The organism is uncultured Cyclobacterium sp. (genome assembly GCF_963977555.1).
In the GTDB taxonomy this organism is placed as follows: Bacteria; Bacteroidota; Bacteroidia; order Cytophagales; family Cyclobacteriaceae; genus Cyclobacterium.
The window spans coordinates 211,147-237,649 of record NZ_CAXBPD010000008.1 but is presented as its reverse complement, the minus strand read 5'-3'; the positions used below and the strand labels follow the sequence as shown (position 1 = coordinate 237,649).

Sequence of the window (26,503 nt, the reverse complement as noted above, 5' to 3'; positions counted from 1 at the left end):
AAAAATTGTCTAAACAAAGCCATATTTTATTAAAATTTCATCTATCCAATGTAATCTCTTTTTATTCAAAATAAAAATTTCCAAATTAACAACTCATTTAAATTTACCCAAAATTATCTACAATGGAGCCCACCAACAATACCAATAACAATACAATTTTTCAAAAGATTTGGCTGTGGATGCTTGGGATTGGCCCGGGGATTTTCTGCATAGGCTATACCATAGGTACCGGAAGTGTAACCTCTATGGCCAAGGCGGGAAGTGAGTTTGGTATGCAGCTACTATGGGTATTGGTGTTGAGTTGTGTTTTTGCCTGGGTGCTGATGGAGGCCTACGGAAGGTATGCAGTGGTAACGGGTCAGACTTCCATCTATAGCTATAAGACTAAATTAAAAGGAGGTAAATTGATCTCCTTTCTGATTGTAGGAGGAATTATTCTAGCCCAATGGAATTCCTTGTCTGGAATACTAGGCCTAAGTGCCAATGCTATTTACGAGATGATCCTTTTATTTTTCCCAAACATGGAAGGAGGGAGCTCCTATTGGATAATTTTAGGGATTGCCATTGTGTTGATTCTTGTGATGTATGCTTTTTTATGGGTTGGCCAATACTCCTTCTTTGAAAAAGTACTGGTAGTCTTTGTGAGCATTATGGGTTTGTCTTTTATCATTTCCATGTTTATGGTATTGCCTGATCCGAGTCAAATGGCAAGGGGATTGATCCCCAGTGTTCCTCAGGTAGCTGGTGGGAAACTACTAGTAGCGGCCTTCGTAGGGACTACTATGGCAGCACCTACTTTTGTGGTAAGGCCACTTTTGATGAAAGGTAAAGGGTGGGGACCAGGAAATACCAAAGATCAATCTAGAGACGCATTGACAGGAGCTGTTTTGATGTTGGTCATCAATCTTAGTATAATGGCCGCTGCTACGGGAGCTTTGCATTCAGAGGGCAAGACAATTGAAAAAGTAATGGACATGGTTTATTTGTTGGAACCAGTCGCTGGAAAATTTGCTGTAGCATTATTTATGACTGGGGCCTTAAGTGCTGGCTTGTCTTCTATTTTCCCAATATTGATGGTTGCGCCACTGTTAGTAGCAGATTATAAAGAGGGGGAGTTGGATACCGGGTCCGTTCGTTTCAAGGTTTTGACAGGTATAGCCTGCATAGTTGGCTTGACTGTACCTATTCTTGGTGCCAATCCTATCTTTGCGCAGATTTTGACTCAGGTGGCGGCAGTTTTTGTTTTGCCACTTGTGATTGCCTGTATCATGTACCTGGTCAATCAAAAATCCTTGATGGGAAATCAAAAAGCGGGTCTATGGCTTAATTTCGGATTGCTATCAGCTTTTGTTTTTGCCTGTATCATCTCTTACACAGGAGCGGTAGCATTGATTGAGTTGTTGTGATTGGAATAGGGGCTTACGTTTGTAACGTACATCTATAACAGCGTGTCCATGAAGTAAAGTGAAAGGCTTCCTAGGTCCCATTATTACTCAAAAAGCAATTCCATTCTGTAAAGGGTCACATAGTTTTCCTCTATATCAAACAAATCGGGGTTTTTCAATGCGATTATTTCATTCTTATTGCTGACGACATTTGGATAGTACACACCTTCAGGGAATTTGACGTTACTGTCAAGAACTTTGTAATCTTTGTTCAGAATGACCGCATAAAAGGCATCTTTCCTTTCCATTTCAATTTTGGTTTCACTTGGGAATTGTCCTTTTATATCCGCTTGTTCCGCCTCCGTCAAGCCTTTTCTGTAGACAATAACCGTGTAATCGTCCATAAATAGGATGTCATTGATATTTCCAGGGCGTTTGCCTTCGTTAATATCAAAAAACTGCTCACTATTGTTCATTTCCACGGGCTGGTAATTGTTCATCCCTGAAATTTGTAAATCTATGGCCTTTTCGAATATTATACCTTCGGCACTTTCCTTGTAAAGGAAAACAAAGGGATCAAACCAAGTTGATACCAACCAGTCACTGCCTTTATTTTTGATTACTGGTATGTATATGCCATGATTCTTACCGTCTTTAAAAATACTTCGTTCGGGAATTTCTAAATATTGGTTGGTCTCACCAGTGTTCGCATTGTGCTTTTCAAGTAGCGATTTATTGTAATAATTTTTATAAAACTGTTCTCCCATACCATCTATGAAGTCTTCATCTACAAGTGGTTGGAGATAATAAAACGCCCCTCCGCTTTGCTTAACTAAAGGGAGGTGGGGAGGGAAAAACAAATAGCTATGGGAATAAGGAATTTTTGCCTCAGGGCTAATGCTTGAGTTGGAATTGAGTTGTACAAAGCCTTTTTCCATGTCATATATAATGATGGCTCCATTCAGTAATCCCACACTTCCTGGATTTGAAAGTGCGTTAGGACCTTCTTCAGGAATCGTAAAATTTGAAACAATGGCTCCATTATCATTTACCCTGAAAATCTGGCGTATGCCAATACCAGCGTTTGACAAAAGGTATTGGTCTGATTCCGGATCATAGCCTTTTAGGTGCAAGGGATCTAAATTTTCAATATTGATTGAGTCCCTTACAATGAAGGAAAATTTTCTTTGAGCGGTATCTTTTCTCGGTGCAGTGCAACCTAGGCAGAGTCCAAGAATAATTAAGAATGCTCTTCTATTCAAAAAGTTATAGAAGCTTCTCATTTTGATTTCCACCTTAAGCTTGTTGACTGACAATTGATTACATTTTTAGGGTTAGCTTTAACTAAGAATGTAATATATTTATAATTAAGGTGGAATAAAAGTTTGTAGCTGAATTTGTATCTCACATTTATAGACAGGTGCCTGATTCACCAGTTAAGGTACCTGGGCTCGGCCGTTGGGCCTGTAAAAGAGTAGCCATTGATCCTGTCGAAGGGTACACCCAAATCTAAATAACAAGATTCTGTTATCAATTTGGTTAATAAACTATTTTAAAATTGCTTCCCTTATCGTTCTCACGTCCTCAGAAGTGACTGCAGAGGCATTGTTATCAAAATTTTGCCTGATAAAGGTCAATACTTCTGAAACTTGCTCATCAGTTAAAAACTGATGGGCTGGCATTACATTGTCATAAAGCTCTCCATTCACCTCGATCTCACCATCAAGGCCTTGCAATACTATATTAATGAGTTTGTCTTTGTTTCCAGTTACCCAATCCGTTTCCCTAAGCCCAGGTATCCTTCCCGTAGCGCCATTCCCATCTCTTTGGTGGCAAGGGGAACAATAAGTATTGTATACTTTTTTTCCTTCTGGAAGCTGCCCTTTGTCTAGGTTGTCCTCTTCTGGGTGTGGGTTGCGAATATTGGCCACCAATTTTTGTGCTTCCATTTTAGCTAATTCAGCTTCTCCAAATGAAGCTTTATCTCCTTTATATAGGATCCTCCAAATTTTACCTACCCTTGAATCTGACACGTATACAGAGCCATCAGGCCCTTGCGCCAGACCCATGGGCCTGAATTCAGCATCATTGGTATTTACAATAAGTTCTTTGCCTGCAAAGCCATTGGCGAAAACTTCCCAATCTCCGCTTGGTTGTCCATTTTTAAATGGGACAAAGGCAATAAAGTACCCAGACTGTTGGTAGGGAGATCGGTTGGTGGAGCCATGGAAGGCGATGAAAGCGCCATTTCTGTATCGATCAGGGAATTGGTCTCCGGTATAAAATAGCAGGTCGTTGGGTGCCCAATGTCCAGGAAATCCCATAACCGGGTCATCCATGTCTGCACAACGCCCAACAATTTCACCATCACCCCCATATTCTGGAGCGAGTACTTTTTTGCCATCTACCTGGTCATAGTAACAATATGGCCAACCATAATCTCCGCCCTGCTCTACTCTTATAAACTCTTCTGAAGGAAGCACAGCGCTTTCCCAAGGGGTAAAGGTTTCTGGGTATAGTAAATGTAGGTTGTCTCTACCATGCATGACTAGGTAAAGGTTTTTGTCCTGCTTGTTATAATCCATGGCTACTACACTCCTGATACCAGTAGCATACAATTCACCATCTTTTTGTGTCATGTTCAACTTATCCATTTTGAATCGCCAAACCCCTCCATGCTCGATCAATTCAGGGCATGGATCTAAGCCCGTGGAGCCTGGGATTCCTCCTGGTTTATTTTCCATATCCTGACAGGCATTAGAAGGGCTTCCGAAGGGAACATACATGTATCCTTCTTCATCAAAAGATATTGGTTTAGTAATATGCCAGTGAATTCCATGCTCATGGTCATCTGTAAGGATTATTTCCATAGGGCTGTCAGGCACCAATTTGCCCGGTTCCAATTTATTTCTATACACTACTCTAGCAGCACTATAATATAAATACCCTTCGTGGATACGCATGCCATTGGCAAGACTTCCTTCATCTTCATAATCGCCGAAGTGGGTAATAATGTCTGCTTTGCCATCACCCGTAGTATCCCTTAGGGCGACATTACTTCCTGTACCTTTAGCATACCTTAGTTTTACATAGATATCGCCATTTGTATTCACTGCCAGGTGCCGGGCTTTTCCAATGCTGTCAACAACTACGAGTGCCCCAAACCCATCGGGCAGGATCAATCCATCATTATTAGTATCTGTTTTGGGTAAATCGGAAGGGGAGGAACAAGAAAGGAGAAAAAAATAAAAAAAATTAATAAATAGTATTTTTTTTATAAGCGGTAGATGTAAGTTTTCCATGGAATTACGGCAAAATTTCATGATAATTAATAAAATTCTAAGAATTTTACAATAGTATTTTAAGAAAGATATGATTATATAGAAATTATTGCAATTTTCATAAAATAATACAAGCAGTTATTTTAAAAGCGGAATCAAAATAAAAGTACGGATAAAAGAAGTCAAAAAGTGTTTAATTTTGAAAATGCCATAATTTAATAGTTTAAATTATTAAAATGTTAAGGGGGTATTGATAAAATTTTCGCTTTTTAAGGCTTATTATTTTTAAATTAAATTATTTCAAAGGTAAAGGGCTTGTATGAGCAAAATAATTTTCAGTATATTAGCGTCAAATCCACCCATTAGATCAATAACCTTATTTTAATTCTTAAATCAATTGAATGATTTATCGTCGTCATGACTATAAAACTATTCAATAAATTATGAGTTAAGACGAGGATTATGTTATTTGGGTGTTTAGTTTGTATCGGACTGTGTTCGTTAGGTATTGCTGTAATGCAGCGATTTTCAAGTAAAAATTAAACATTGGGAAAAATTCTCAATACTTATTTAATTAAATTTGTTCATTTACTTATGAAAAAAAGATTACTCGTGTTTTTTCTGGCCTTGTTTACGATACAAGCTATGGCACAGAATCGCACTGTTACAGGTACTGTGACAGATGCAGACGCTGATGCTCCTTTACCGGGAGTCAGCATATTGATAAAAGGATCCAGTACAGGTACCATCACTGACATGGATGGTAAATACACGCTGGATGTCCCAGGTCCAACTGCTACCTTAATTTTCTCCTATTTAGGATATGGGAAAATGGAGAGAGCTGTAGGGAACAATAGTGAAATCAATGTAGCTCTTGCAGGTCAAGAATCTGCTCTTTCTGAAGTGGTAGTTACTGCTTTTGGTTTAGAAAGAGAAAAGAAAGCATTGACGTACACAACACAGGAAGTAAATACTGAAGAAATTACTCAAGCGAGAGAATTGAACGTAGTGAATTCCCTTTCTGGTAAAGTTGCTGGTCTTTCTATTAACCGTTCTGGTAGTGGTGTAGGTGGATCAACAAGGGTAGTATTAAGAGGTAACCGTTCCATTAGTGGAGACAGTCAGCCTCTTTATATCGTGGATGGTGTTCCTGCTAAAGGAATTGAGACACTTAACCCAGATGATATTTCTAGTATTAACGTATTGAAAGGTCCAAATGCAGCAGCCCTTTATGGTAGCCGTGCAAACAATGGAGCGATTGTGGTTACAACAAAAAGAGGTTCTACAGAAGGATTTAATGTAAGTTTGAATACTTCTTACATGTTTGATCAGCCTTTGATTTTGACAAATTATCAAAATGTTTATGGTCAAGGAAGTAATGGAAATTATTCTCCAACCTCTGAATTTTCTTGGGGTCCTAAAATGGATGGTTCTTCTGTAGCGTTTTGGTCTCCGGATCCAAATAGCGATATAGATACTTATGCATTTTCACCTCAGCCAAACAATATCCGTGATTTTTATCAGACAGGTCACAACTTGGCTACTACGTTAGCAATCAGTGGAGGAAATGATAGAAATCAGACGTATTTCTCTTATACTTTCACGGATGCTGCAGGCGTTATGCCTAACAATAAGTTAGGGAGACACAGTATTAACTTAAGGTTGACCAATAAATTGACTGATAAATTGACTTTAGATTCTAAAATTAATTATATCCGTCAAGATATCAACAATCAAATTGCTCAGGGAGAAAATTATGCCAACCCAACAAGACATATTGTAAGGTTACCAAGAAACATCAGAACTGAGGACATCTCAAATTTTGAATATACAGATGCTTCTGGTGTTAATCGCCAAAATTATTTTAATCCTGGATCTAATGGAGGTGCAAACCCTTATTGGTCTCCGAACAGGAATCTTAGTAAAGATAGCTTTGACAGAATTATTGCTTTCACTTCATTGAATTATGAGATTGCAGAAGGCTTAACAGTATTGGGTAGGGCTTCTTTAGACCGTACTTTCGGTGTAAGTGAAGAAAAATTATACAATGATACTTATATCATTGCCCAAAACGGTAGATTCTCAGTTGGTCAATCAGAAAGCATGGAAATCAATACTGATTTCTTGATTTCTTACGAGAAAACATTGAGTCAGGATTGGTATTTCAATATCAATGCAGGTGGTAACTCAAGAATCAACAGAAATTCCAGCATCAATTCTAATACTGGACAGAACATGATTGTTCCTAATTTCTTTGCCTTGAGTAACACACAGCAAGTGGTTTCTAGCTATGGTGTAGGAAGTCCTAAAGATGTGAATTCACTTTATGGGTTTGGTCAGTTGGCATGGAAAAATGCGATCTTCTTGGACATAACTGCAAGAAATGACTGGTCTTCTACATTGCCAAAAGAGAATTGGTCCTTTTTCTACCCATCAGTAGGTATTAATGCCGTAATCTCTGATTTAATCGAATTCCCATCTTGGTTTACATTTGCCAAGGCAAGAGGGTCTTTTGCAGAAGTGGGTAATGATACCAATCCTTATCAATTGCAAAGAACTGCTGCCTTTGGTGCAGGTGGTTTGGGAGGTTATGTGTCTTTGAGTACACAGTTACCAAATGCTAATTTGCTTCCAGAAAGTACAAGATCTATTGAGGTAGGTACTGACTTAAGATTTTTGGATAATCGTTTGGGTTTAGATTTCACTTACTACAAGACGAACTCTTTCAATCAGTTGTTTACTGTAGCCCTACCTGTAGGGTCTGGAGCTTCTAGCTTTTTCACCAATGGTGGAGATGTGCAAAACGAAGGAATTGAAGTAGTGTTAAACATTACTCCAATGAGAAGAGCTGACTTCAACTGGAATATTACTGGAAACTTTGCCAGAAATATATCTATGGTAAATGAGATCAATGACGAACGGCCAAGTATAGTAACTGGAAGTGACTTCTTAAGGGAATTCAGAGTTGAAGAAGGAGAGCTGTTTGGAGAAGTGTATTCCAGAGGTTATTTGAGAAATGAAGATGGGGCTGTAATTATAGGTGCCAATGGTGTTCCTAGAACTACTCCAGGTAAAACGGTAAGGGTTGCCAATTACAATCCTATCTGGACTGGTGGTGTCCAAAACACCTTCAAGTATAAGAATTTCACAGCCAACTTTACGATTGATTTCAGACAAGGTGGTAGCATTGCTTCTTTCACAAATGCGGTTACTTTTGCTGATGGTGTGACTGAAGAAACACTTCAAGGAAGAGACGGCGGGTTGATTTTTGGTGATAACTTCATGTCTCATGAAACTGCAGTTATGGAACTTGAAGATGGAACCTTTGCTCCTAATACAATCGAAACTACCGCTGAACTGTTTTGGGTAAATATGGGAGGTAGAAATGCACCTATTGGAGAAGTATTCTCTGTATCTGCTACAAATATTAGAATGAGAGAAGCTGTGATCGGTTATGCTGTTCCAGCTAGTAAATTAGAAGGCTTGCCTTTGAATTCTGTTAGTATTTCTTTCGTAGCTAGAAACTTATTCTTCTTCTTAAATGAAGCTGGAAATATTGATCCAGATGTAACCGTTGGAACATCTGCTTCGGCTCAAGGATTTGATTCCTTTGCACCGCCGACTGCCAGATCTTTTGGTTTTAATCTTAATTTAGGATTTTAAAAAATTTGAAGATGATAAAAATTTCTAAAATAGCAATGGGTTTGTCCGTCGCAGCATTATCACTAGGTGCTTGTACGGAAAACTTTGAAGAGTTAAACACTCGACCAGATGCACTTGTTGCAGATAACCTGGATATTGGATTATTGGGCAATGCATTTGCAAATGCACAAGCGCGTGCAATGTATCTTGCTCCAGGAGGAGGAACCTCTGGGTTTCAGATTGCACAAAGTTTATTTGGTGACTTGTACTCTCAGTATTTTGCCACTACTCAGGTAAACTTTGACTCTGATCGTCATACCCAAGTAGGTGGATGGTCAAATAGTGCCTGGAATTACTACTATGGACAAGCCGCTCCGGTAATCCAATTCGTAGAAGAATTTACAGAAACTAATGAACTACCGATAGAGAATGCCATAATTAAAGTTTGGAAAGTAGCTGGTTACCATAGAATCACTGATTACTGGGGTCCAATTATCTATTCTAATTTTGGTAACGGTGAAACCAGTGTAGCTTATGATACACAGGAAGATGTTTACATGGACTTCTTCAAGTTATTAGACGAGTCGGTAGCTGTGTTGAAGCAAAATACTGGTAAAAGTGCTTTCGTAGGTCATGACCAAATATATGGTGGGTCTGTTGACAAGTGGTTGACATTTGCCAATACACTTAGGTTGAGACTAGCCATGAGAATTAGGTTTGTAGAACCTGCTATGGCAAAAGCTGAAGCCGAAAAAGCGGTTGCTGATGGGGTAATGGCCTCTAATGCAGATGGTGCACAGATTCAAACTACTGTAAATTCAAGAAACCCATATTGGATCATTACCAACTGGGGTGAGTACCGAATGAGTGCTTTGATGGAAAGTGTAATGGTAGGTTATGATGATCCAAGAACCGGTATCTTCTTTAGCGAAACAGTTAATTATGCAAATACTGGAGTGGGTATGCCTCACAAAGGTTTGAGAAACGGACTTTCAAGAGAAGAATTGGGTACACCAAACCTTAATGATTTACATTCAGATATGGGAACAATCTTCCTAAATGAAGGTAGAGGCGGAAGTCCAGCTGGTGAACCTTGGAGAGTACTTAGTGCATCAGAAGCTCAATTTCTATTGGCTGAAGGTGCTGCTGAAGGATGGGCCATGGGTGGTACCGCTCAGGAATTTTATGAGAAAGGCATTACCCTTTCTATGCAAGAGCCAAGAATTGCTGCAGATGCTGCTACCATTACAGGTTATATCAATAGTAGCAATACACCAAGTGATGTATCGTACTCATTCAAACCTGAATGGAATATTGCAGCGAAATCAAATATTCCTGTTAAATTCATGGCTGGTGGTACCAAAGAACAACAATTAGAGCAAATTGGTACTCAAAAATGGATTGCCATCTATCCTGATGGATGGGAAGCTTGGGCTGAATTAAGGAGAACTAATTTCCCAACTCCTTTTCCTCGCTTAAACTCTGACAATGAATTTGTACCTGCAGATGAGGTGATGCCTAGGTTGATCTTTGTTGAAGGAGAATATTCCAATAACCGTGAAGCGGTAGAAGCTGCTGAAGATTTCCCTGAACTTGTCGGTGGAAACTTGAATAGCACGAAGCTTTGGTGGGATGCTAAGCCATAATTAAAATTATTAGCACAGAAGTAAATGAAAAGTGCCGTTTTTAACGGCACTTTTTTTATTTTTACATCAAATTACATTTGCCATGAAAGTTTATTTACCCTTCCTGTTAAGTTTTTTTTTATTGACTTTCATCTTTTCATGCCAGCAGGAAGACCCCAATGCATTGTTTACAAAAGTTTCCTCAGCTTCATCAGGGATCTCCTTTAAGAATTTAGTAAAAGAATCCGATGAATTCAATGTGCTTACTTATGGATATTTTTATCAAGGAGGAGGAGTAGCGGTAGGGGATATCAATAACGATGGATTGCCTGATATTTACTTTACAGGTAATATGATGGCCAGTAAACTTTATTTGAATAAAGGAAATTTTGAATTTGAAGACATCACTTCTCAAGCTGGTGTTGAAGCTGCAGGTTTGTGGAATACGGGTACTACCATGGCCGATGTTAATGGAGATGGACTTTTAGATATTTATATATGCAGATCAGCAGCGAAGGCTCCGGATAAACGAACAAATCAACTGTACATCAATCAAGGTGATCTCACCTTCTTAGAAGCTGCCAAAGAGTATGGTTTGGATGATCCTGGATATTCCACGCAAGCTTCTTTTTTCGACTATGACAATGATGGAGATTTGGACATGTTTCTTCTCAATCATTCGACACAAGAATATGCTGGGTTTAGCAGAATAGATGGTTCTTTCAAATCCAGAACTGGAGATTTTTTAGGCGATAGATTGTATAGAAATGATAATGGTCAATTTGTAGACGCCACTAAAGAAAGCGGAATCATTGACAATGTATTGGGCTTCGGTCTTGCCGTTACCGTGAGTGATTATGACAATGATGGTTGGTTAGATATCTATGTTAGCAATGATTATAATGAAGAAGATTACCTCTATTATAACCAAAAAGATGGCACATTTAAAGAGGAGTTGAGAGGCCACATGGGGCACGTGTCGCTTTTTTCAATGGGGGCAGACGCCGCAGACATGAACAATGACTTGTTGCCGGACTTGCTTACTATGGACATGATGCCGGAATTTAATTTCAACCAGAAGGCAATGCTTGGCCCAGAAAATTATGGAAAATACAGTGAATTATTGAACAAAGGTTTTTACCCGCAAAGCATGCGCAACATGTTCCAACTCAATCAAGGAGATGGCAACTTCGTTGAAATAGCTCAATACAGTGGAGTGGCACATACTGACTGGAGTTGGGCAGTTTTGGCCGCTGATTTTGACAATGATGGCTGGAAAGATATTTTTATCAGCAATGGTTACGCGCGCAATTACTTGGACATGGACTTTATGAATTATGTGGTAAGCACACAGATAAAGGCCAATCAGACTGGAAAAGAAGAGGCGTTGATGGCCTTAATTGATAAGATGCCTCCGATTTATGTTAGGAATTATTTGTACCACAATCAAGGCAATTTAAAATTTGAGAACAAGGCCAAAGAATGGGGTTTGGAAGAAGAAACGGTTTCCAATGCAGCTGCTTATGCAGACCTGGATGGGGATGGGGATTTGGATCTAATCGTCTGCCATACCAATGACCCAGTAACGGTCTTTAGGAATAATAGTGAAAGACTTTCCAACCATTCCTTCCTTAAAGTTAGATTGGAAGGAAAGGGTTTGAATAGTAGAGGGATAGGGGCCAAGGTATTGGTCTATTCAAACGGAAACCAATATCATCAGGAGTTAATTCCTACCAGAGGTTATCAATCATCTGTAGACCAGGAATTGGTTTTTGGCCTAGGTGAAAATTCAAGCATTGATAGCCTACAGGTATTTTGGCCTACGGGGGAGAGGCAGACCGTAACTCATGTTTCCGTTAACCAAACAATACTGCTGGACCAATCAGAAGGTCCGACACAAAAGTTTACGAAAGTGGAAACTCCCACATTATTAGTAGAAGTACCAGGAGCTTTGGGTATTACTTATACCCATCAAGAAACGAGTTTCTTGGATTTTTCTCAGGACAGATTAATGCCCAATAGTATGGGAGCTATGGGACCGAAATTAGCCATCGCTGATGTGAATGGAGATAAGTTGGAGGACTTATATGTTGGAGGAGGAAAAGATCAGGCAGCTATCCTATATGTGCAAAATTCCCGTGGTAATTTCACGGTCAGCCATCAAGCTGCTTTTGTGGCAGACAGTAGTTATACCGATACAGACGCTGTATGGCTGGATGTAAATGGAGATGGTTACCTCGATCTTTATGTAGTCAGTGGAGGCACAGACCATCCAAAAGAAAGTAATTTGTACCATGACAGGCTTTACCTTAATGACGGTAAAGGTAATTTCAAAAGAAAGATTGAGGCACTGCCTCAGATGGCTGTAAGTGGCGGGACAGTTGCTAGCAGCGATTTTAACGGGGATGGTTTCCTTGATTTGTTTGTAGGTGGGCGTTATCTTCCTGGAAATTATCCCGAAGCGCCTCGAAGTTATTTGTTGGTAAATGACGGCAAAGGGAATTTCAAAGATGTTACACAGGAATATAATCCATCATTGATGGTACCGGGCTTAGTGAGCGATGCCTGCTTTGTAGACACGAATGGGGATGGCAAATCTGAATTGGTGATTGCTGGTGAATGGATGGGCATTCAGGTATATGGCCTTGAAGGAAAACAATTTGTAGCCAAGCATACTGCCCTAACCGAGTCTACCAAGGGATGGTGGTTAAGTTTGTACGTTACAGATTTAGATGAAGACGGAGACATGGATCTTTTGGCCGGTAATTATGGAGAGAATCTTGTTTACAAGGCCAATGCGGAACAACCACTACAAGTGGTGTACAAAGATTTTGACAACAATGGAAGAACAGATCCTATCCTTACTTACTATAAGGCTGATACAAGCTCATTTGCCTATAGTAGGGACGAATTAATTGGACAATTACCTAAGTTAAAAGGCAAGTTTGTGGATTACAATTCATTTGCTGAAGCGAATTTAGAAAACATTTTCGAGTCATTGGACCTTAGTGAAGCCGATACGCTTCAAGCAAGAAGTTTGTCTTCAATCGCTTTAATAAATGATGGAAAAGGTAATTTCACGATAAATCAATTACCTATGGAGTTGCAACTTTCTCCTCTGTTTGCAATGAATAAAGCCATAATTTCTGCAGACAATCAGTCAATCTTATTAACTGGTGGTAACATTAGGAAGACCCGTGTAAGCACAGGTCAATTGGACGCAAACCCTGGATTTGTATTCAATATAGCTGCACAAAATGCAGAACTAAAGGCTATTCCTGCGACAAAAGCAGGATTGTTCTTTCAAGAGGAGGTAAGGGACATTCAAACCATTAAGGTAGGCTCCGAAACCTACTTCTTGTATTCCTTTAATAATTCAGCAATAAGAATGTTTAAGCTTCGATAGTTTATCGGGATTTGTCAATAATATTTCATCTAGAGATTTCCTCCAATAAATAAAAACGAGTAAATAAACGATCTATTTTCTCGTCTTTACTTTTGGCGCGTTTTTATGCCAGTAGGAAGCGAGTACGGATCCGGTAATGTTCATAATGATGCTAAAGACAGCAGGAGCCAAACCTACGGTGGCCAGTTTGCCCATTTCTTTGGCCAGTGCTCCAGCCATTCCGCCATTTTGAAGACCCACTTCCAAAGCGATGGTCCTGGAATCTCTTTCATCTAGACCAAGGGCTTTGCTTGCAGAATACCCGAGAACGTAGCCTACAATATTGTGTAAGAGAACTAAACCTAGCAAAATAAATCCAATATCCATTAAATTATCCCGTCCTGAGGCGGTGATGAGAACGATTACAATGGCGACGACAACCATTGAAAGGGTAGGCATTACTTTTTGAAGATGGCTTATTCTATTACGAAACAGGTGATTAACCAATAGGCCTGCCCCAATTGGAATGATGACCATTTTAACAATACTCCACATCATGACCCCCACATCAATTTCAATCATTGAGCCTGCCAGCCATTTCATTAAAAATGGGGTGGCAAATGGGGCCAATAAGGTAGACATGGCAGTGATCGTTATTGATAGGGCCAGGTTAGCCTTGGCCAAATAGCTGATGACATTGGAGGCCACTCCACTTGGAGAGCAACCTACCAGAATGATTCCTGCTGCAATTTCTATAGGCAATCCACTATAATGTGCGATGGCCCAGCCAGATAGTGGCATTAAGGTCAGTTGACAAACCAATCCTATAAATACCCCTTTAGGGTTTTTACCAATTTGCACAAAATCCTTAACCGACATGGCTGTCCCCATCCCAAACATTATGAATTGGATAAGCGGGGTGATCAATTGGCTTAAGGCATAGCCTTTAAAAGAAATGAAAGGTTGGGGATAATATAGTGCCAGTGTAGCGGCACCGAAGATCATCACCGTATAGGTGTACCCTTTAAGTTTGTTGCTTAAGTTAAATGCGATACCTACCAATACCATAAATCCTATCAGGAATGGACCCGATGGTCCAAAATTTCCTGATAGGATCAGGTAGAAGTATGAGATTAGCAGCAAAATTGCTGAGAGCAATAACAGCCGAAATAGAACGTGCTTTTTCAAAAACTACTCATCTTTTATTGGCTTTCTATGCCAATAGGAGGCAAGTACGGATCCGGTAATGTTCATCAGAGGACCAAATACCGCAGGAGCTAAACCAATAGTAGCTAGTTTGCCCATTTCCTTGGCCAAACCTGAAGCCAGTCCACCATTTTGCATACCGACTTCTAAAGCAACAGTACGTGCATCTCTTTCTGAAAGGCCCAGCCATTTGCTGATCCAAAATCCCAGATTGTATCCCATAACATTATGGATAAATACCAGAACAATCAAAATACCTCCAATGTCTAGCAAGCTGTCTCTGCCAGCGGCTGTAATGATAACGATAATTACACCTATGCCTGCCATTGATACTATTGGCATCGCATCATCTAACCATTTTGCTTTACCACTAAGGAGCTTGTTGAAAATGAGGCCAGCTCCAATAGGGATGATGACCATTTTGATAATGCTCCACATCATGTCAAGCACATCTATCTCTACAAATTGGCCAGCCAATAACTTCATTAACAATGGTGTTAAAAAGGGGGCTAAAAGGGTAGAGATGGCAGTAATAGTAATGGATAAGGCCAAATTTGCTTTGGCCAGATAACTCATGACATTTGATGCAAGCCCACTAGGGGAGCAACCAATTAGTATCAAACCGGCGGCAATTTCAGCAGGGAAATTACTTAAACTAGCCAAAATAAACCCGGTAATGGGCATGATGGTGAATTGGCTCAGTAAGCCAATGAATACCCCTTTCGGCATTTTTATCACCCCTGCAAAGTCTTTGAAGGCCATTGATGTCCCCATTCCAAACATGATTATTTGGATAAGGGGTGTTATGAGGTTACTGTAAGTGTAACCTTCGTACGACACAAAATATTCTGGATAGTACATGGCTGCAGTAACCCCCGCGAAGATCATGGTGGTATAAGTAAAACCTTTAAGTTTTTCGAATCCTCGAAAACCAATACCCATTAATACAAAAAAGAGTATTAGGGGTATTGCGGCTTGTTCAATATTGCCAGGAATAATAAATATTAAAGCTAAGAGCAGGCACAAAAGGCCTGCTCCAATTATTGATTTGAAAATGATTTCTTTTTTCAAGGTAAATCGGGTTAACGGGTTATAAGCTTGATTTGACCTTTAAATGTAAGCAATACAATCCATTTCCACTAAGGAGTCTCCAGGTACACCTCCATAAGTTGCTACAGTAGTTCTTACTGGTGGCTTACTTCCAAACCTTCCTTTATACACTTCATTCATCCCTTTATAATCATTAAGGTCGTGTAAAAATACAGTTACTTTAAGCACCTTATCCATAGAACTACCTGCTTTAATGAGCTCTTTTTCTAGTTCTTTCAAAACGTGATCAGTGTGGGCTTTAATATCGCCATCAAAGTGGGCACCCTTACCTGCGATATAAACTGTATTTCCTTGTTTGGTTGCACCAGAAAACAATGGTACATCCTGTTCTTCTACAATGCTGAATGCTTCTTTTTCAGTGCTTTGTGAAACTGTAGTGTTTGCTTTGGCAACAGTGCTTATTCCTGCCACTCCAGCAAGTGAAGCAAAGATTTTTTTAATTGTATTTCTTCTTTTCATCTTTTCCATGATTGTAGATATAGGTTTAGTTTACGTATTATGTACATTGAATATATAGGAATAATATTTTTTCTCCAAATGTAATGGGATGAACCCCTATTTTAACTTTTTTAGTGGGCTGAAATGATTGATGAGAATGTCTGTTAAGTATGGATTTAACCCTAAATTTAGACCTGATGAGTCCTATAACAAATCGTAAGGATTACTCCTTTTTCAGATTTGAACTTTGCTGACTTTACAGTTTTTATTCAAATTCAGGTAGATTTAAGATAAAAATTTTCGGATGTAAACTGTTCCAATAGACCTAACCAACGATTTACTTAAATGGGAATAATATGACAGTAATCATGAATTTCCTAGTATTTCTCAATGCTCAAAGTGGTACTAATCTTAAAAGCCACGGCTGTAAAATCTAAAGTAAGTATTGTGTAATTTTTGGGAATATTTTTGATAGTGACCTAGTAAAAATATGGTTATCCATGAGACTTAAAAATAGTCATGGATAAAGTACTTTTATCTGTTGAAAAATAAATATATTCGCATAGAATCTATTTTATTTTACTTGAAATCTTGTAATCATAGAATAATACATATATTTTTATTTTTAACCTATATTTAGAAATGTTAAAAAATCATATCAATCTTTGGTTCTTTGTGCTTTTATTAGTCAGTGCAGGAGCCTGTTCATCCAAATCATCTGAAACTGAAACTAAGGAAATGAGTAATGTAGATATATTGTATAAAAGTCAGCCTTTTACTTCAAATAGTGAATTTACTGGAGGAATAGAAGGACCAGCGGTTGATAAGAATGGGGTGCTGTATGTTGTTAATTTTGAGAAGCAAGGTACCATTGGTAAAGTAACCCCTGATGGAAAAGCTTCGTTGTTCGTTGACTTACCCGAAGGCAGCACTGGAAATGGCATTCGTTTCAATAGTAAAGGGGAGATGTTGATTGCTGATTATACTGGTCATAATGTGCTTAAAGTGGACATGGAATCTTTGGCCATTTCTGTTTATGCCCATCACGATGAATTGAATCAGCCAAATGACATTGCCATTATGGACAATGACATAGTATTTGCCAGTGATCCGGATTGGAAAAACAGTAAAGGTCAAATTTGGAGAGTAGGGCTAGATGGAGAGTTTGTGCTTTTAGAAACGGATATGGGAACCACTAACGGAATTGAAGTCAGCCCTGACAACAAAACGCTCTATGTAAATGAATCTGTCCAACGTACTGTTTGGGCTTATGACCTGAATGAAGAGGGTGAAATTTCAAACAAACGACTGATTCACACTTTTGAAGATTTTGGAATGGATGGAATGAGAGTTGATACGGATGGAGATCTATATGTGACTAGACATGGTAAGGGTACAGTAGTAAAGCTGTCACCAAAAGGAGATTTGCTTAAGGAGATTAAAATGACAGGGGAGAAACCTTCGAACATCGCTTTTGGTGGACCGGAAGGTAAGACAGCTTATGTGACATTGCAAGACAATGGAAATATTGACACTTTTTTAGTTGAAAAGCCTGGAAGAGCGTTTATCAAATAGTAAAATTATTTTTTAATAGAAAAGACCTGGAATGCCAGCTTATGAAGCAGAAAATGAACGTTGGTCGGAAGTAATTGAAAATTGTGACATAGCTGCCTGGGAGATCGACTCAGGCAGCCGCACAATTAAATTTTCTTCCTTTGGCCAAGAAATTTTTAACCTTAGGGATACTGATTCAATTGCTCTCTCAACTATTTTAGAGAAGGTTCAGTCTCCTTATACTGAAGCGCTTGCTAATCATTTTCATAAGCTTGTAAAAGAGAGCAAACCGTTTTTAGATACAATATACCTTAATGATCTCACCTGCATTAGGATTAAAGGGCGTGGAATCTGTCGAGAAGAAACGGCCAGATTTATAGGGACTGTAGAAGTGGTTTTTCCTGTCAATGATCCCAAAACATCGGTAGTTTCAAAATCAGGGATTACTGAGGGGCATTATAAATTGATTTTTGACTTTAATCCCATGCCCATTTTTATTTGGGAATATGACAGCCTAAAAATTATCGATTGCAACAACCAAGCCTTATCAAAGTACGGCTATTCCAGAGCGGAATTTTTAAGTTTGGATATTAAAAGTATCCGGCCATTAGAAGAGGCTTTATTGGTAAACAGTTTTATTGCTGAAGAATTAAAACACAAAGGGGGACATCATCGGGTTTGCCGACACGTAACAAAATCTGGAGAAATTTTTATCGCCAAAGTTTTAGGTTATTATGTGAATATCGATGGAAAAAATTGTTCTATGGAGCTTATAACTGACTTTACTGATCAGTTAGAGGGAGAAGAACAGCTGTTGGAAAGTGTGAACGAACTTTCAGATTATAGGTATGCTTTGGATGAATCCTGTCTTGTGATGATCCTTGATCACGAACAGAATGTTGAATACCTAAACCTAAAATTTCAAGAAATTTCAGGATATCAATACCAAGAAATAGTCGGGGAATTACCCAATGCCGTCTATGAAGAAAATGATGCCCTAAAAGATTGTCTTAATGCAATGACAGAAGGAAAGATATGGAGAGGAGAGCTGAAAGGATTAAAAAGCAATGGAGGTATTTTTTGGGTGGATACGGTAATTACACCATTTAAAAATAGTAAAGGCAAAACCTACCAATACATTTGGGTAGGATATGATATAACGGAGAAAAAGCAAGCTGAGGAATCACTCTTCAAAGAGCGTTTTTTATTAAGGACTATCATTGACAATTTGCCGATCCATATTTATGTGAAAGATACAGAAGGTAATCATATAGTTAATAATAAATTTCAATATGAGAATTTTCTTGGAGCTACAACAGAGGAGGTCACCTTGGGAAAAACAGTGTTTGATTATTTTCCCGAAGAGGTTGCTAGAAGAATGACCGAAATTGACCGACAAGTTATTGAGGGTGGACGGTCATTCATGAATTTGGAAGAATACTATTATAATGCAGAGGGCAAAATTACATGGCTACTTACCAATAAAGTTGCGCTAAGGGATGCTTCTAACAAGGTTATTGGATTGGTGGGCATGACAAAAGATGTGACGGATAAAAAAAATGAAGAGGAAAATCTAAAAAATTTGAATCAGGAGTTAATCAAGAAGGCAAAGGAGCTTGAGCAGTCAAATGAAGAACTTGAGCAGTTTGCTTACATTGCCTCACATGATTTGCAGGAGCCATTGCGGATGATAACAGGGTTTCTTAGCCTTCTGGAAAAAAACTACTCAAATGTATTGGATGAAAGAGGAGCAAAATACATGTACTTTGTAGTAGATGGGGCGACTAGGATGAAAGCCATTATCATGGATTTATTGACCTATTCGAGAGTAGGAAGAATTGAAGAAAAGATTAAAGAAACGGATCTTGCCGAAGTTGTTTCAGATGTTTTGAATCTTCAGCAAACCCTTATTACTCAAATGGGCGCTAAAATAACAGTTGGACCATTACCTACATTGAGGATTCCAGTATCTCCCATCATTCAGGTCTTTCAAAACCTGATCAATAATTCTCTAAAATACCAAGCGGATGGCGTGAATCCTTTAATCAGTATTTCGGCCAAAGAAAAAGACGCCTTTTGGGAGTTTTACGTGAAAGACAATGGAATTGGCATTCCTGAAAATGCACAGGACAAGGTTTTTATTCTATTTTCCAGACTTCATTCTAAAAGCAAATACTCTGGTACGGGTATAGGTTTGGCCATGTGTAAAAAAATTATTGAAAACCTAGGTGGTAGTATAGGGTTTCAATCTAAAGACGGTGCAGGATCTATCTTTTATTTTACTGTACCTAAGGTGCTTTCATAAAACATTGTGTCTATTACATAGATTAGCTAAGATTGAATTCTAGTTTTATTCTTAGATATGAAGCCCTTTGATTGTATTTAATGTAAGAATTGGCGTAATTAAAAAGGTTATTAATTTTTGAGTCGCAAAATTTAATTTAGGACATTATCTGAAGAAATTTTTATATAGAATTTGACGATGGATCAGGAAGGGTATCATTTATTATTGGTTGAGGATAATTTGGGGGATGTGTTTCTAATTGAAGAATACCTGCATGAAAAAATTCTCAATTTGAAGCTTACTGTCACAAATACTTTTGGAGAAGCCCAAGAAAAATTAACTGATGGGAACCTTCATTTTGATGGTATAATATTAGATTTGACATTGCCAGATTTGCAAGGCGAAGCACTGATTTTAGAAATTAAAGAACTTGCAGGAGACACCAGTATCGTAGTCCTTACAGGCTATTCAAACATTGAGTTTGGCATGAAATCACTTTCTTTAGGGGTATCAGATTACCTATTGAAAGATGAATTATCACCTACTTCCCTTTACAAAAGTATTATATACAGCATTGGGAGAAGTAGGATTTCAAAACAATTGAAACATTCGGAATTGAAATACAAAGAGTTATTTCATCTCAGCCCTCAGCCGATGTATCTTTATAACCTATCGACTTTAGCGTTTATGGATGTCAATAAGGCCGCCATCGATCACTATGGTTATAGCAAAGAAGAATTTTTACAAATGGACCTCACCCAGATCCGGCCAGAACTTGAAGTACCCAGGCTAAAAAGAATGATCAGCAGTATAAGGTCTGGAAAAGTCAACAATGGCCCTAGAATTTTCACCCACCAAAAGAAGAATGGGGAAATTATTACCGTGGAGATTAAAAGTAGCCAGATTGATCATGAAGGTGTAAAAGCAGAGGTTGTGCTTGCAAATGATATCACAGAACGGATGCAGTACATCAAGGCCATAGAAGACCAAAATAAGCGGTTGCAGGAAATTGCCTGGATGCAATCCCATGTTGTAAGGGCCCCCTTGGCGCGTTTGATGAGTTTAGTAATGGCTGAAGAGACCCTTGAAGAAGATTTTGGGAAGGTAAACTACCGTAAAATGATAATGGATTCTGCAGAAGAGTTAGATGATATTATTAGGGATATTGTGAAGAAAACGGACAAGGTAAGCCTAGAGGCTAAAAAGAAAGAAAAATACGATCAAAGTTCCTAGAAGGAGAAAGACTTTTAACCCATCCGTCTTTCAATGAAACCTCAATCTTCAATTGGCCTGGTTTTCCCGTAATACTATTGTGTTGAACTCTCTATAAAAATAGTTATCCATGAAATAATGGTAACAAATGAATCAAAAATCTGGCCTTACCTCTATGCTGGATTATCTTTATTGAAATGCTTCGAAAAGCGGTTCAATTCCTAGGAAGTCATCAGGCTTTTTAAAATTTCAGTGTCCAGACCAGCATAAAGCGGAAACCTAATTAACCTTTCACTGTATTTATCTGCCTGTATTAAATGTTGCCTCTGACCTTGACCTATAAGAGACAAGATGTAAGGACTAGCGTGAAGGCTTTGGTAATGAAATACGGCTAAAATGCCTTTCTGCTTAAGGTGTTTTAATAACTTGTCTCTCTGTTTTAAACTTTTTGCCAACCCATAAAACAAATGAAAATTTTGAATGGAATGAACCGGGATATTCATCCAGTCTAAATCAAAATGAGCCAAAAGATAGGGTAAATTGCTTTGGTGCCAATTCCAGATTTTAGCCCTTGATTTTTGAATAGAATCCATTTCTTCTAGTTGTGCCCACAACCAAGCGGCAGTAATTTCAGAAGGGGCAAAAGCACTGCCAAGGCCTACCCACTCGTATTTTTTTCTTTGACCGCTAATAAATGCTTTTTTGTTGGTGCCTCTGTTCCACACTTCATCTGCCTTTTCTATAAAGTTATCATGATTAACGACCAGCAAACCTCCCTCCCCACAGCTGATATTTTTGGTTTCGTGGAAAGAAAAGGTGGCGAAGTGACCAAACGAACCCAATGGTTTTGGCTTTTTATCTGCTCCAATATAGTAACTGTCAATAGCAGCAGCGGCATCCTCAATCAAAAATAAATTGTGCTTCTTAGTGATTTCAGTGAGCCAGTCCATGTTGCAAGCTATCCCTCCATAATGGACGGCTACTATGGCCTTTGTTTTGTCATTTATCAATGGCTCTAGCTGTATTTCATTCATGCCAGGGTAATCTGGCCTGCTATCGACAAATACAATTTTACACCCTCTAAGCGCAAAAGCATTGGCTGTACTTACATAAGTATAACTGGGTAGGATTACTTCGTCTCCCGGCTTAAGATCCATTAACAAGGCCGCCATTTCTAAGGCCTGGGTACAAGAGTGCGTCAGATAGGCTTTCCCAAAGCCATATCTCTTTTCAAAAAATTGTTGGCACTTTTGAGTGTATTTCCCATCAGCAGCCAATTTGCCCTCTTTACATGCATCCTGGATGTACTGCCATTCATTCCCTGTCGAAAAAGGACTGTTAAAAGGAATGGGGAGCATACTATAGATTGTCTTTAGGCGTGATAGGCATTCCTTCCACTTTATGTGCTTTTGGGTTTTTATAATAGTGCAAGTCAGACACACCTCCAGAAACAATGAATTTCATGACTTCTGTACTGTTGACATTGTATAATTTCTCTACGTTTTTTCTGGGAACCAAGTACAAGTTGCCACTGAAATTGTAGGAGTGAGGGAAGTAGACGGCCACTAATTCTTCCTGCCCGATCACTTTTAAATCGTCTTGTGTCATAAAGCCTAGTCTAGACATATTGTCCGAAAGTTTTACAACAATAGGTGTGTTGAATTTCTTCTTATCGCCTACAAATGCAGACATAAGATCCTTGATACTTGTGTATAGAATGTTGACCAAAGGTATTTTGAATACCAGCTTTTCTAGCTCTTCAAAAATTGATTTAGTGATAAATATGCTGGTCAAGTAACCGACGAGTGTGATAAAAACGAGCATGACCAATATCCCAAGACCTGGAATATTGACGGGAATAATATTATCTAAAAACTGGACGGTAAGAATAATAATATAGGCCGTCAAAAAGAAGGGTACTACAAATAAAAGGCCCCTAAGGAAGTACCCTAAAAGTCGTTTGGAAGTGAAGCTTGACATCTCAGATTGGGTTAGCGTTAATTTATTCTAAAAGCCAAAAAACCCTGCTCACTATAAAGAGAACAGGGTTTCATAAATTATTTTAATTGGATATTAACCTATTATTATAAATCAATACCCATAAAAGACATAAATGCGATCCCCATGAGCCCTGTAATGAGCATGGTAATGCCAAGTCCTTTAAGCCCATTCGGAACATTGGAGTACTTCAATTTTTCTCTGATAGCTGCTAAAGCTATTATTGCAAGGAAAAATCCAGTTCCTGAACCAAATCCATAGACGGTTGCCTCGGCAAGCGTATAATCTCTTTGAGCCATGAAAAGTGACCCTCCTAATATGGCACAGTTTACTGCGATAAGAGGAAGAAAAATACCCAAGGCACCATACAGAGCAGGAGCAAATTTTTCAACTACCATTTCTACCAATTGAACCATCGCTGCAATGATGGCAATAAACATGATAAATCGTAGAAAGGTAAGGTCTATGGCGGCGAAAGATTCACCAAGAAATGACAAAGCCCCTTCCTTCAAAACAAATTCATTCAATAACCAATTGAGAGGGACAGTTATCGTCAATACGAATATTACGGCAGCACCCAGACCCAAGGCCGTACTTACTTTTTTGGAAACAGCCAAAAAAGAACACATACCCAGGAAGTAGGCAAATACCATATTGTCAATAAAAATTGACCTAATTGCTAAACTAAATAATTCCATTGTTCCTGATTTATTAATGTTCTACATATCCTGTTTTGGATCTTTGGACCCAAATCAATAATCCCAATATAATAAAAGCACCAACTGGCGAAACCATAAGGCCATTGGTAGCTAAATTGAAGTCCTCTCCAAACAATCCAGAGACATAATCAAAAACCGGGATACCAAAAACAGCACCAGAACCCCATAACTCTCTAAAGAAGGCGACTGTAAGAATGATCCAGGAATAGCCCAAGGCACTTCCAAATCCATCTAAAATAGAATCGTAAGGTTTGTTACCTAAAGCAAAAGCTTCCAGACGTCCCATTACGATACAGTTGGTAATAATCAGACCGACAAAAACGGAAAGCTCTTTGTACATATCGTAAGCAAAAGCTTTCAATACTTCGTTTACCAGCGTTACCAATGTTGCTACTACTGCCAGTTGAACAATGATCCTTACCCTGCCCGGTATTTTATTTCTCAAAAGAGAAATGGACAGGTTAGACATTACTATTACAAAAATAACCGACAAGGCCATTACCAAGGTTGGTTGCATCTGCGTAGTTACCGCCAAGGCGGAACATATACCTAATACTTGAATTGTAATAGGGTTATCATCTACCAAAGGGTCAGTGATCAGCTTTTTTCTCCTTTTGGAGAACATCGCTTCTGAATCCTTTTCTATTATTGCTTTATCAGCGGTTTCTGTACTCATAATTTCTTTGTGTTGAAATTTTTCACAATTAATTCATAGCCACTTCTGAACTACCCTCTTTCTTTTTGTCCATATAGGACTGGTAATAATTCAGGTAGTTTTTTAGCATATTATTGACACCATTGGCTGTGATGGTTGCACCAGACATGCCATCAATTTTGTGAGGGTCGCCGGAATAATCTTTGCCTTCACCTTTTTGCATGTTTACGGATACAAGTTCCCCATCTTCACTGTAAATGCTTTTGTCTTTGTAACGCTGCTGCACATCCAAAGAGGTAATTCTTGCGCCCAAACCAGGCGTTTCTCCTGCATGTGAAAAAGTTACCCCTTCAATGGTGTCCATATCAGTTTTCAAAGCAACATATCCCCATATTTTATCCCAAAGTCCATTGCCGTAAACTGGCAATACATAAGCGAGAGCTGCATCTTCACTTCCTTCTTCAAGGAAGATGAAAACTGGGAATAGTCTTTCTTCAGGTTCTTTCTTGAAATTTTTACCAACATCTACTGTTTCCGCGGTAATTTCTACACCATCCTGCTCAGTGATTTCTTCACCTTCAATGTTTACCACTACAGAAGATATTCTGCTTTCGTAGAATTCATTAACTTCTTCAGGCTTCATCTCAGCGATGCTTTCTGCAGGTATTACCGCACCAAGAATCTGCTTTTTGGTGTCAAGTTCTTCAGCTTTCTTTTGAATAGGTTTTAAAATCTCAGATGTGCCTGACAATAATAAACCTAAAACTACGGTCAAAATGACCGAAAATGTAATGATATAAGCGTTAGACTGTTGCACGTTGTAACCTCCTTTTCTTGTTTGCTTTAACTACGTAATAATCGATAAGCGGTGCAAATACATTCATAAATAACACCGCTAGCATAATGCCTTCAGGATATGCAGGGTTCGTTACCCGTATTATTATCGTGAGAACACCTATAAGTAAACCATAAATCCATTTTCCCGATTCCGTTTGAGCGGCAGAAACTGGATCCGTAGCCATAAATACTATTCCGAATGCTATACCTCCCATTACCAAATGGTAATGTGCAGGCATGGCCATGAATTCATTCACTGCCAATAGTTGCATTACAGCAGCCATAATATAAGCTCCGCCAAATCCACTGACAATGATTTTCCAACTTGCTACTCCTGTAAACAAAAGAATAGCGGCACCAATTAGTACCATCAATGTGGATGTTTCACCAATTGAACCAGGAATGAATCCCATGAACATATTTTGAAAACCAAACATATTGTCCATCAAAGATGCATTATGGCTGGCCAAATTGCTTACCGCATTCACTCCGTCTTGTCCAGACTGGTAGGCTACAGCTAGTGCTGTAGCGCCAGAAAAACCATCAACAGGCATTTTGTCTCCTAAATACGTCCAAACCTGATCACCAGAAATCTGTGCCGGGTAGGCGAAATATAGAAATGCCCTGGCGGTCATTGCTACGTTTAGAATATTCATACCAGTACCTCCGAAAACTTCCTTTGCAATAACCACTGCAAAGACTGTAGCCAAGGCAACTTGCCATAATGGGGTAGTCGCTGGTACAACTAGAGGAATTAACATACCTGTAACCAAGAAGCCTTCGTTAATCGGGTGTTTTCTTACCACTGCAAAAACTGCTTCAACAATACCTCCAGCAGTGTACGCTACCAATACAATTGGTAATACAAGGGTCAAGCCTAAAATAAATTTGTCGCCGAAAGTCCCTGCTTCACCTACTGCCAGATAGTGTAAGTGGCCAGTGTTATAGATCCCAAATATCAAGCATGGAATCATGGCAATAACCACAGTGATCATCATCCTTTTAAGATCGATCGCATCCTTTACCTGTGCACCTTTAATAGCTGTAGTATGATTAGGTGAAAACATAAATGTTTCCCCTGCTTCATACAGGTAATAAAGATCTTCCAATTTTCCTCCCTTTTGGAATAAGGGTTTCTGTTTATCCAACAGATCTCGTAAAAACTTCATATT

The 26,503-nt window shown here is 38.8% G+C and carries 18 protein-coding genes; 7 read left to right on the top strand and 11 right to left on the bottom strand.

Annotation, left to right across the window (positions count from 1 at the left end):
* Positions 1–122: 122 nt before the first annotated feature.
* Complete coding sequence (locus AAC073_RS12295; RefSeq protein ID WP_339924134.1) at positions 123–1,406, top strand: Nramp family divalent metal transporter; 1,284 nt, start codon at positions 123–125, stop codon at positions 1,404–1,406.
* An 83-nt stretch (positions 1,407–1,489) separates the two neighbouring features.
* On the opposite strand, the gene AAC073_RS12290 is transcribed toward AAC073_RS12295, so the two are convergent.
* Complete coding sequence (locus AAC073_RS12290) at positions 1,490–2,701, bottom strand: hypothetical protein (protein ID WP_339924133.1); 1,212 nt, start codon at positions 2,699–2,701, stop codon at positions 1,490–1,492.
* 231 nt (positions 2,702–2,932) lie between these two features.
* Positions 2,933–4,687, bottom strand: coding sequence for a PQQ-dependent sugar dehydrogenase (locus AAC073_RS12285; RefSeq protein WP_339924132.1), 1,755 nt, complete (start codon positions 4,685–4,687; stop codon positions 2,933–2,935).
* A 573-nt stretch (positions 4,688–5,260) separates the two neighbouring features.
* Here AAC073_RS12285 and AAC073_RS12280 point away from each other — a divergent pair.
* From AAC073_RS12280 to AAC073_RS12270, 3 genes are all read left to right on the top strand, one after another.
* On the top strand, positions 5,261–8,329 hold the full coding sequence (locus AAC073_RS12280; protein WP_339924131.1) for a SusC/RagA family TonB-linked outer membrane protein: 3,069 nt from the start codon (positions 5,261–5,263) through the stop codon (positions 8,327–8,329).
* An 11-nt stretch (positions 8,330–8,340) separates the two neighbouring features.
* The gene (locus AAC073_RS12275) at positions 8,341–9,954 is read left to right on the top strand and encodes a SusD/RagB family nutrient-binding outer membrane lipoprotein (protein ID WP_339924130.1); all 1,614 of its coding nucleotides are present in this window, start codon (positions 8,341–8,343) and stop codon (positions 9,952–9,954) included.
* A gap of 82 nt (positions 9,955–10,036) precedes the next feature.
* Positions 10,037–13,339 (top strand): VCBS repeat-containing protein, encoded by a 3,303-nt coding sequence (locus AAC073_RS12270; RefSeq protein ID WP_339924129.1) that lies wholly within the window; start codon positions 10,037–10,039, stop codon positions 13,337–13,339.
* Positions 13,340–13,411: 72 nt separating this feature from the next.
* On the opposite strand, the gene AAC073_RS12265 is transcribed toward AAC073_RS12270, so the two are convergent.
* From AAC073_RS12265 to AAC073_RS12255, 3 genes are read right to left on the bottom strand one after another with little or no spacing between them, the layout of a single operon-like run.
* Positions 13,412–14,506, bottom strand: coding sequence for a bile acid:sodium symporter family protein (locus AAC073_RS12265; protein WP_339924128.1), 1,095 nt, complete (start codon positions 14,504–14,506; stop codon positions 13,412–13,414).
* A 3-nt stretch (positions 14,507–14,509) separates the two neighbouring features.
* Positions 14,510–15,595 (bottom strand): bile acid:sodium symporter family protein, encoded by a 1,086-nt coding sequence (locus AAC073_RS12260; protein WP_339924127.1) that lies wholly within the window; start codon positions 15,593–15,595, stop codon positions 14,510–14,512.
* Positions 15,596–15,634: 39 nt separating this feature from the next.
* Complete coding sequence (locus AAC073_RS12255; protein WP_339924126.1) at positions 15,635–16,102, bottom strand: RidA family protein; 468 nt, start codon at positions 16,100–16,102, stop codon at positions 15,635–15,637.
* Between the two features lie 612 nt (positions 16,103–16,714).
* Here AAC073_RS12255 and AAC073_RS12250 point away from each other — a divergent pair.
* From AAC073_RS12250 to AAC073_RS12240, 3 genes are all read left to right on the top strand, one after another.
* Positions 16,715–17,647, top strand: coding sequence for an SMP-30/gluconolactonase/LRE family protein (locus AAC073_RS12250; protein ID WP_339924125.1), 933 nt, complete (start codon positions 16,715–16,717; stop codon positions 17,645–17,647).
* A 31-nt stretch (positions 17,648–17,678) separates the two neighbouring features.
* Positions 17,679–19,931 carry a PAS domain S-box protein gene (locus tag AAC073_RS12245; protein WP_339924124.1) on the top strand — a complete coding sequence of 751 codons (2,253 nt, stop codon included), beginning with the start codon at positions 17,679–17,681 and terminating at the stop codon, positions 19,929–19,931.
* Positions 19,932–20,108: 177 nt separating this feature from the next.
* Entirely contained in the window at positions 20,109–21,143 is a 1,035-nt protein-coding gene (locus AAC073_RS12240) for a PAS domain S-box protein (protein WP_339924123.1), read from the top strand.
* Positions 21,144–21,343: 200 nt separating this feature from the next.
* Here the strand turns inward: AAC073_RS12240 and rffA are convergent, their stop codons facing one another.
* The 6 genes from rffA to AAC073_RS12210 all read right to left on the bottom strand — a co-directional run bounded on the left by rffA (position 21,344) and on the right by AAC073_RS12210 (position 26,500).
* Complete coding sequence (rffA, locus tag AAC073_RS12235; protein WP_339924122.1) at positions 21,344–22,480, bottom strand: dTDP-4-amino-4,6-dideoxygalactose transaminase; 1,137 nt, start codon at positions 22,478–22,480, stop codon at positions 21,344–21,346.
* A 1-nt stretch (position 22,481) separates the two neighbouring features.
* Positions 22,482–23,102, bottom strand: coding sequence for a DUF502 domain-containing protein (locus AAC073_RS12230; RefSeq protein ID WP_339924121.1), 621 nt, complete (start codon positions 23,100–23,102; stop codon positions 22,482–22,484).
* Positions 23,103–23,206: 104 nt separating this feature from the next.
* Positions 23,207–23,818 (bottom strand): NADH:ubiquinone reductase (Na(+)-transporting) subunit E, encoded by a 612-nt coding sequence (gene nqrE, locus AAC073_RS12225; RefSeq protein ID WP_339924120.1) that lies wholly within the window; start codon positions 23,816–23,818, stop codon positions 23,207–23,209.
* A gap of 13 nt (positions 23,819–23,831) precedes the next feature.
* Positions 23,832–24,515 (bottom strand): NADH:ubiquinone reductase (Na(+)-transporting) subunit D, encoded by a 684-nt coding sequence (locus tag AAC073_RS12220; protein WP_339924119.1) that lies wholly within the window; start codon positions 24,513–24,515, stop codon positions 23,832–23,834.
* Positions 24,516–24,543: 28 nt separating this feature from the next.
* Positions 24,544–25,311 carry an NADH:ubiquinone reductase (Na(+)-transporting) subunit C gene (gene nqrC, locus AAC073_RS12215; RefSeq protein ID WP_339924118.1) on the bottom strand — a complete coding sequence of 256 codons (768 nt, stop codon included), beginning with the start codon at positions 25,309–25,311 and terminating at the stop codon, positions 24,544–24,546.
* Positions 25,298–26,500 (bottom strand): NADH:ubiquinone reductase (Na(+)-transporting) subunit B, encoded by a 1,203-nt coding sequence (locus AAC073_RS12210; protein ID WP_339924117.1) that lies wholly within the window; start codon positions 26,498–26,500, stop codon positions 25,298–25,300. Before AAC073_RS12210 ends, nqrC begins: the two co-directional genes overlap by 14 nt.
* Positions 26,501–26,503: the final 3 nt, after the last annotated feature.

Bases quoted from the DNA above. Each gene is read 5' to 3' on its own strand.
- AAC073_RS12295 (WP_339924134.1), top strand. From the start codon at position 123: ATGGAGCCCACCAACAATACCAATAACAATACAATTTTTCAAAAGATT.
- AAC073_RS12285 (WP_339924132.1), bottom strand. From the start codon at position 4,687: ATGGAAAACTTACATCTACCGCTTATAAAAAAAATACTATTTATTAAT.
- AAC073_RS12280 (WP_339924131.1), top strand. From the start codon at position 5,261: ATGAAAAAAAGATTACTCGTGTTTTTTCTGGCCTTGTTTACGATACAA.
- AAC073_RS12275 (WP_339924130.1), top strand. From the start codon at position 8,341: ATGATAAAAATTTCTAAAATAGCAATGGGTTTGTCCGTCGCAGCATTA.
- AAC073_RS12270 (WP_339924129.1), top strand. From the start codon at position 10,037: ATGAAAGTTTATTTACCCTTCCTGTTAAGTTTTTTTTTATTGACTTTC.
- AAC073_RS12255 (WP_339924126.1), bottom strand. From the start codon at position 16,102: ATGGAAAAGATGAAAAGAAGAAATACAATTAAAAAAATCTTTGCTTCA.
- AAC073_RS12250 (WP_339924125.1), top strand. From the start codon at position 16,715: ATGTTAAAAAATCATATCAATCTTTGGTTCTTTGTGCTTTTATTAGTC.
- AAC073_RS12245 (WP_339924124.1), top strand. From the start codon at position 17,679: ATGCCAGCTTATGAAGCAGAAAATGAACGTTGGTCGGAAGTAATTGAA.
- AAC073_RS12240 (WP_339924123.1), top strand. From the start codon at position 20,109: ATGGATCAGGAAGGGTATCATTTATTATTGGTTGAGGATAATTTGGGG.
- rffA (WP_339924122.1), bottom strand. From the start codon at position 22,480: ATGCTCCCCATTCCTTTTAACAGTCCTTTTTCGACAGGGAATGAATGG.
- AAC073_RS12230 (WP_339924121.1), bottom strand. From the start codon at position 23,102: ATGTCAAGCTTCACTTCCAAACGACTTTTAGGGTACTTCCTTAGGGGC.
- nqrE (WP_339924120.1), bottom strand. From the start codon at position 23,818: ATGGAATTATTTAGTTTAGCAATTAGGTCAATTTTTATTGACAATATG.
- AAC073_RS12220 (WP_339924119.1), bottom strand. From the start codon at position 24,515: ATGAGTACAGAAACCGCTGATAAAGCAATAATAGAAAAGGATTCAGAA.
- AAC073_RS12210 (WP_339924117.1), bottom strand. From the start codon at position 26,500: ATGAAGTTTTTACGAGATCTGTTGGATAAACAGAAACCCTTATTCCAA.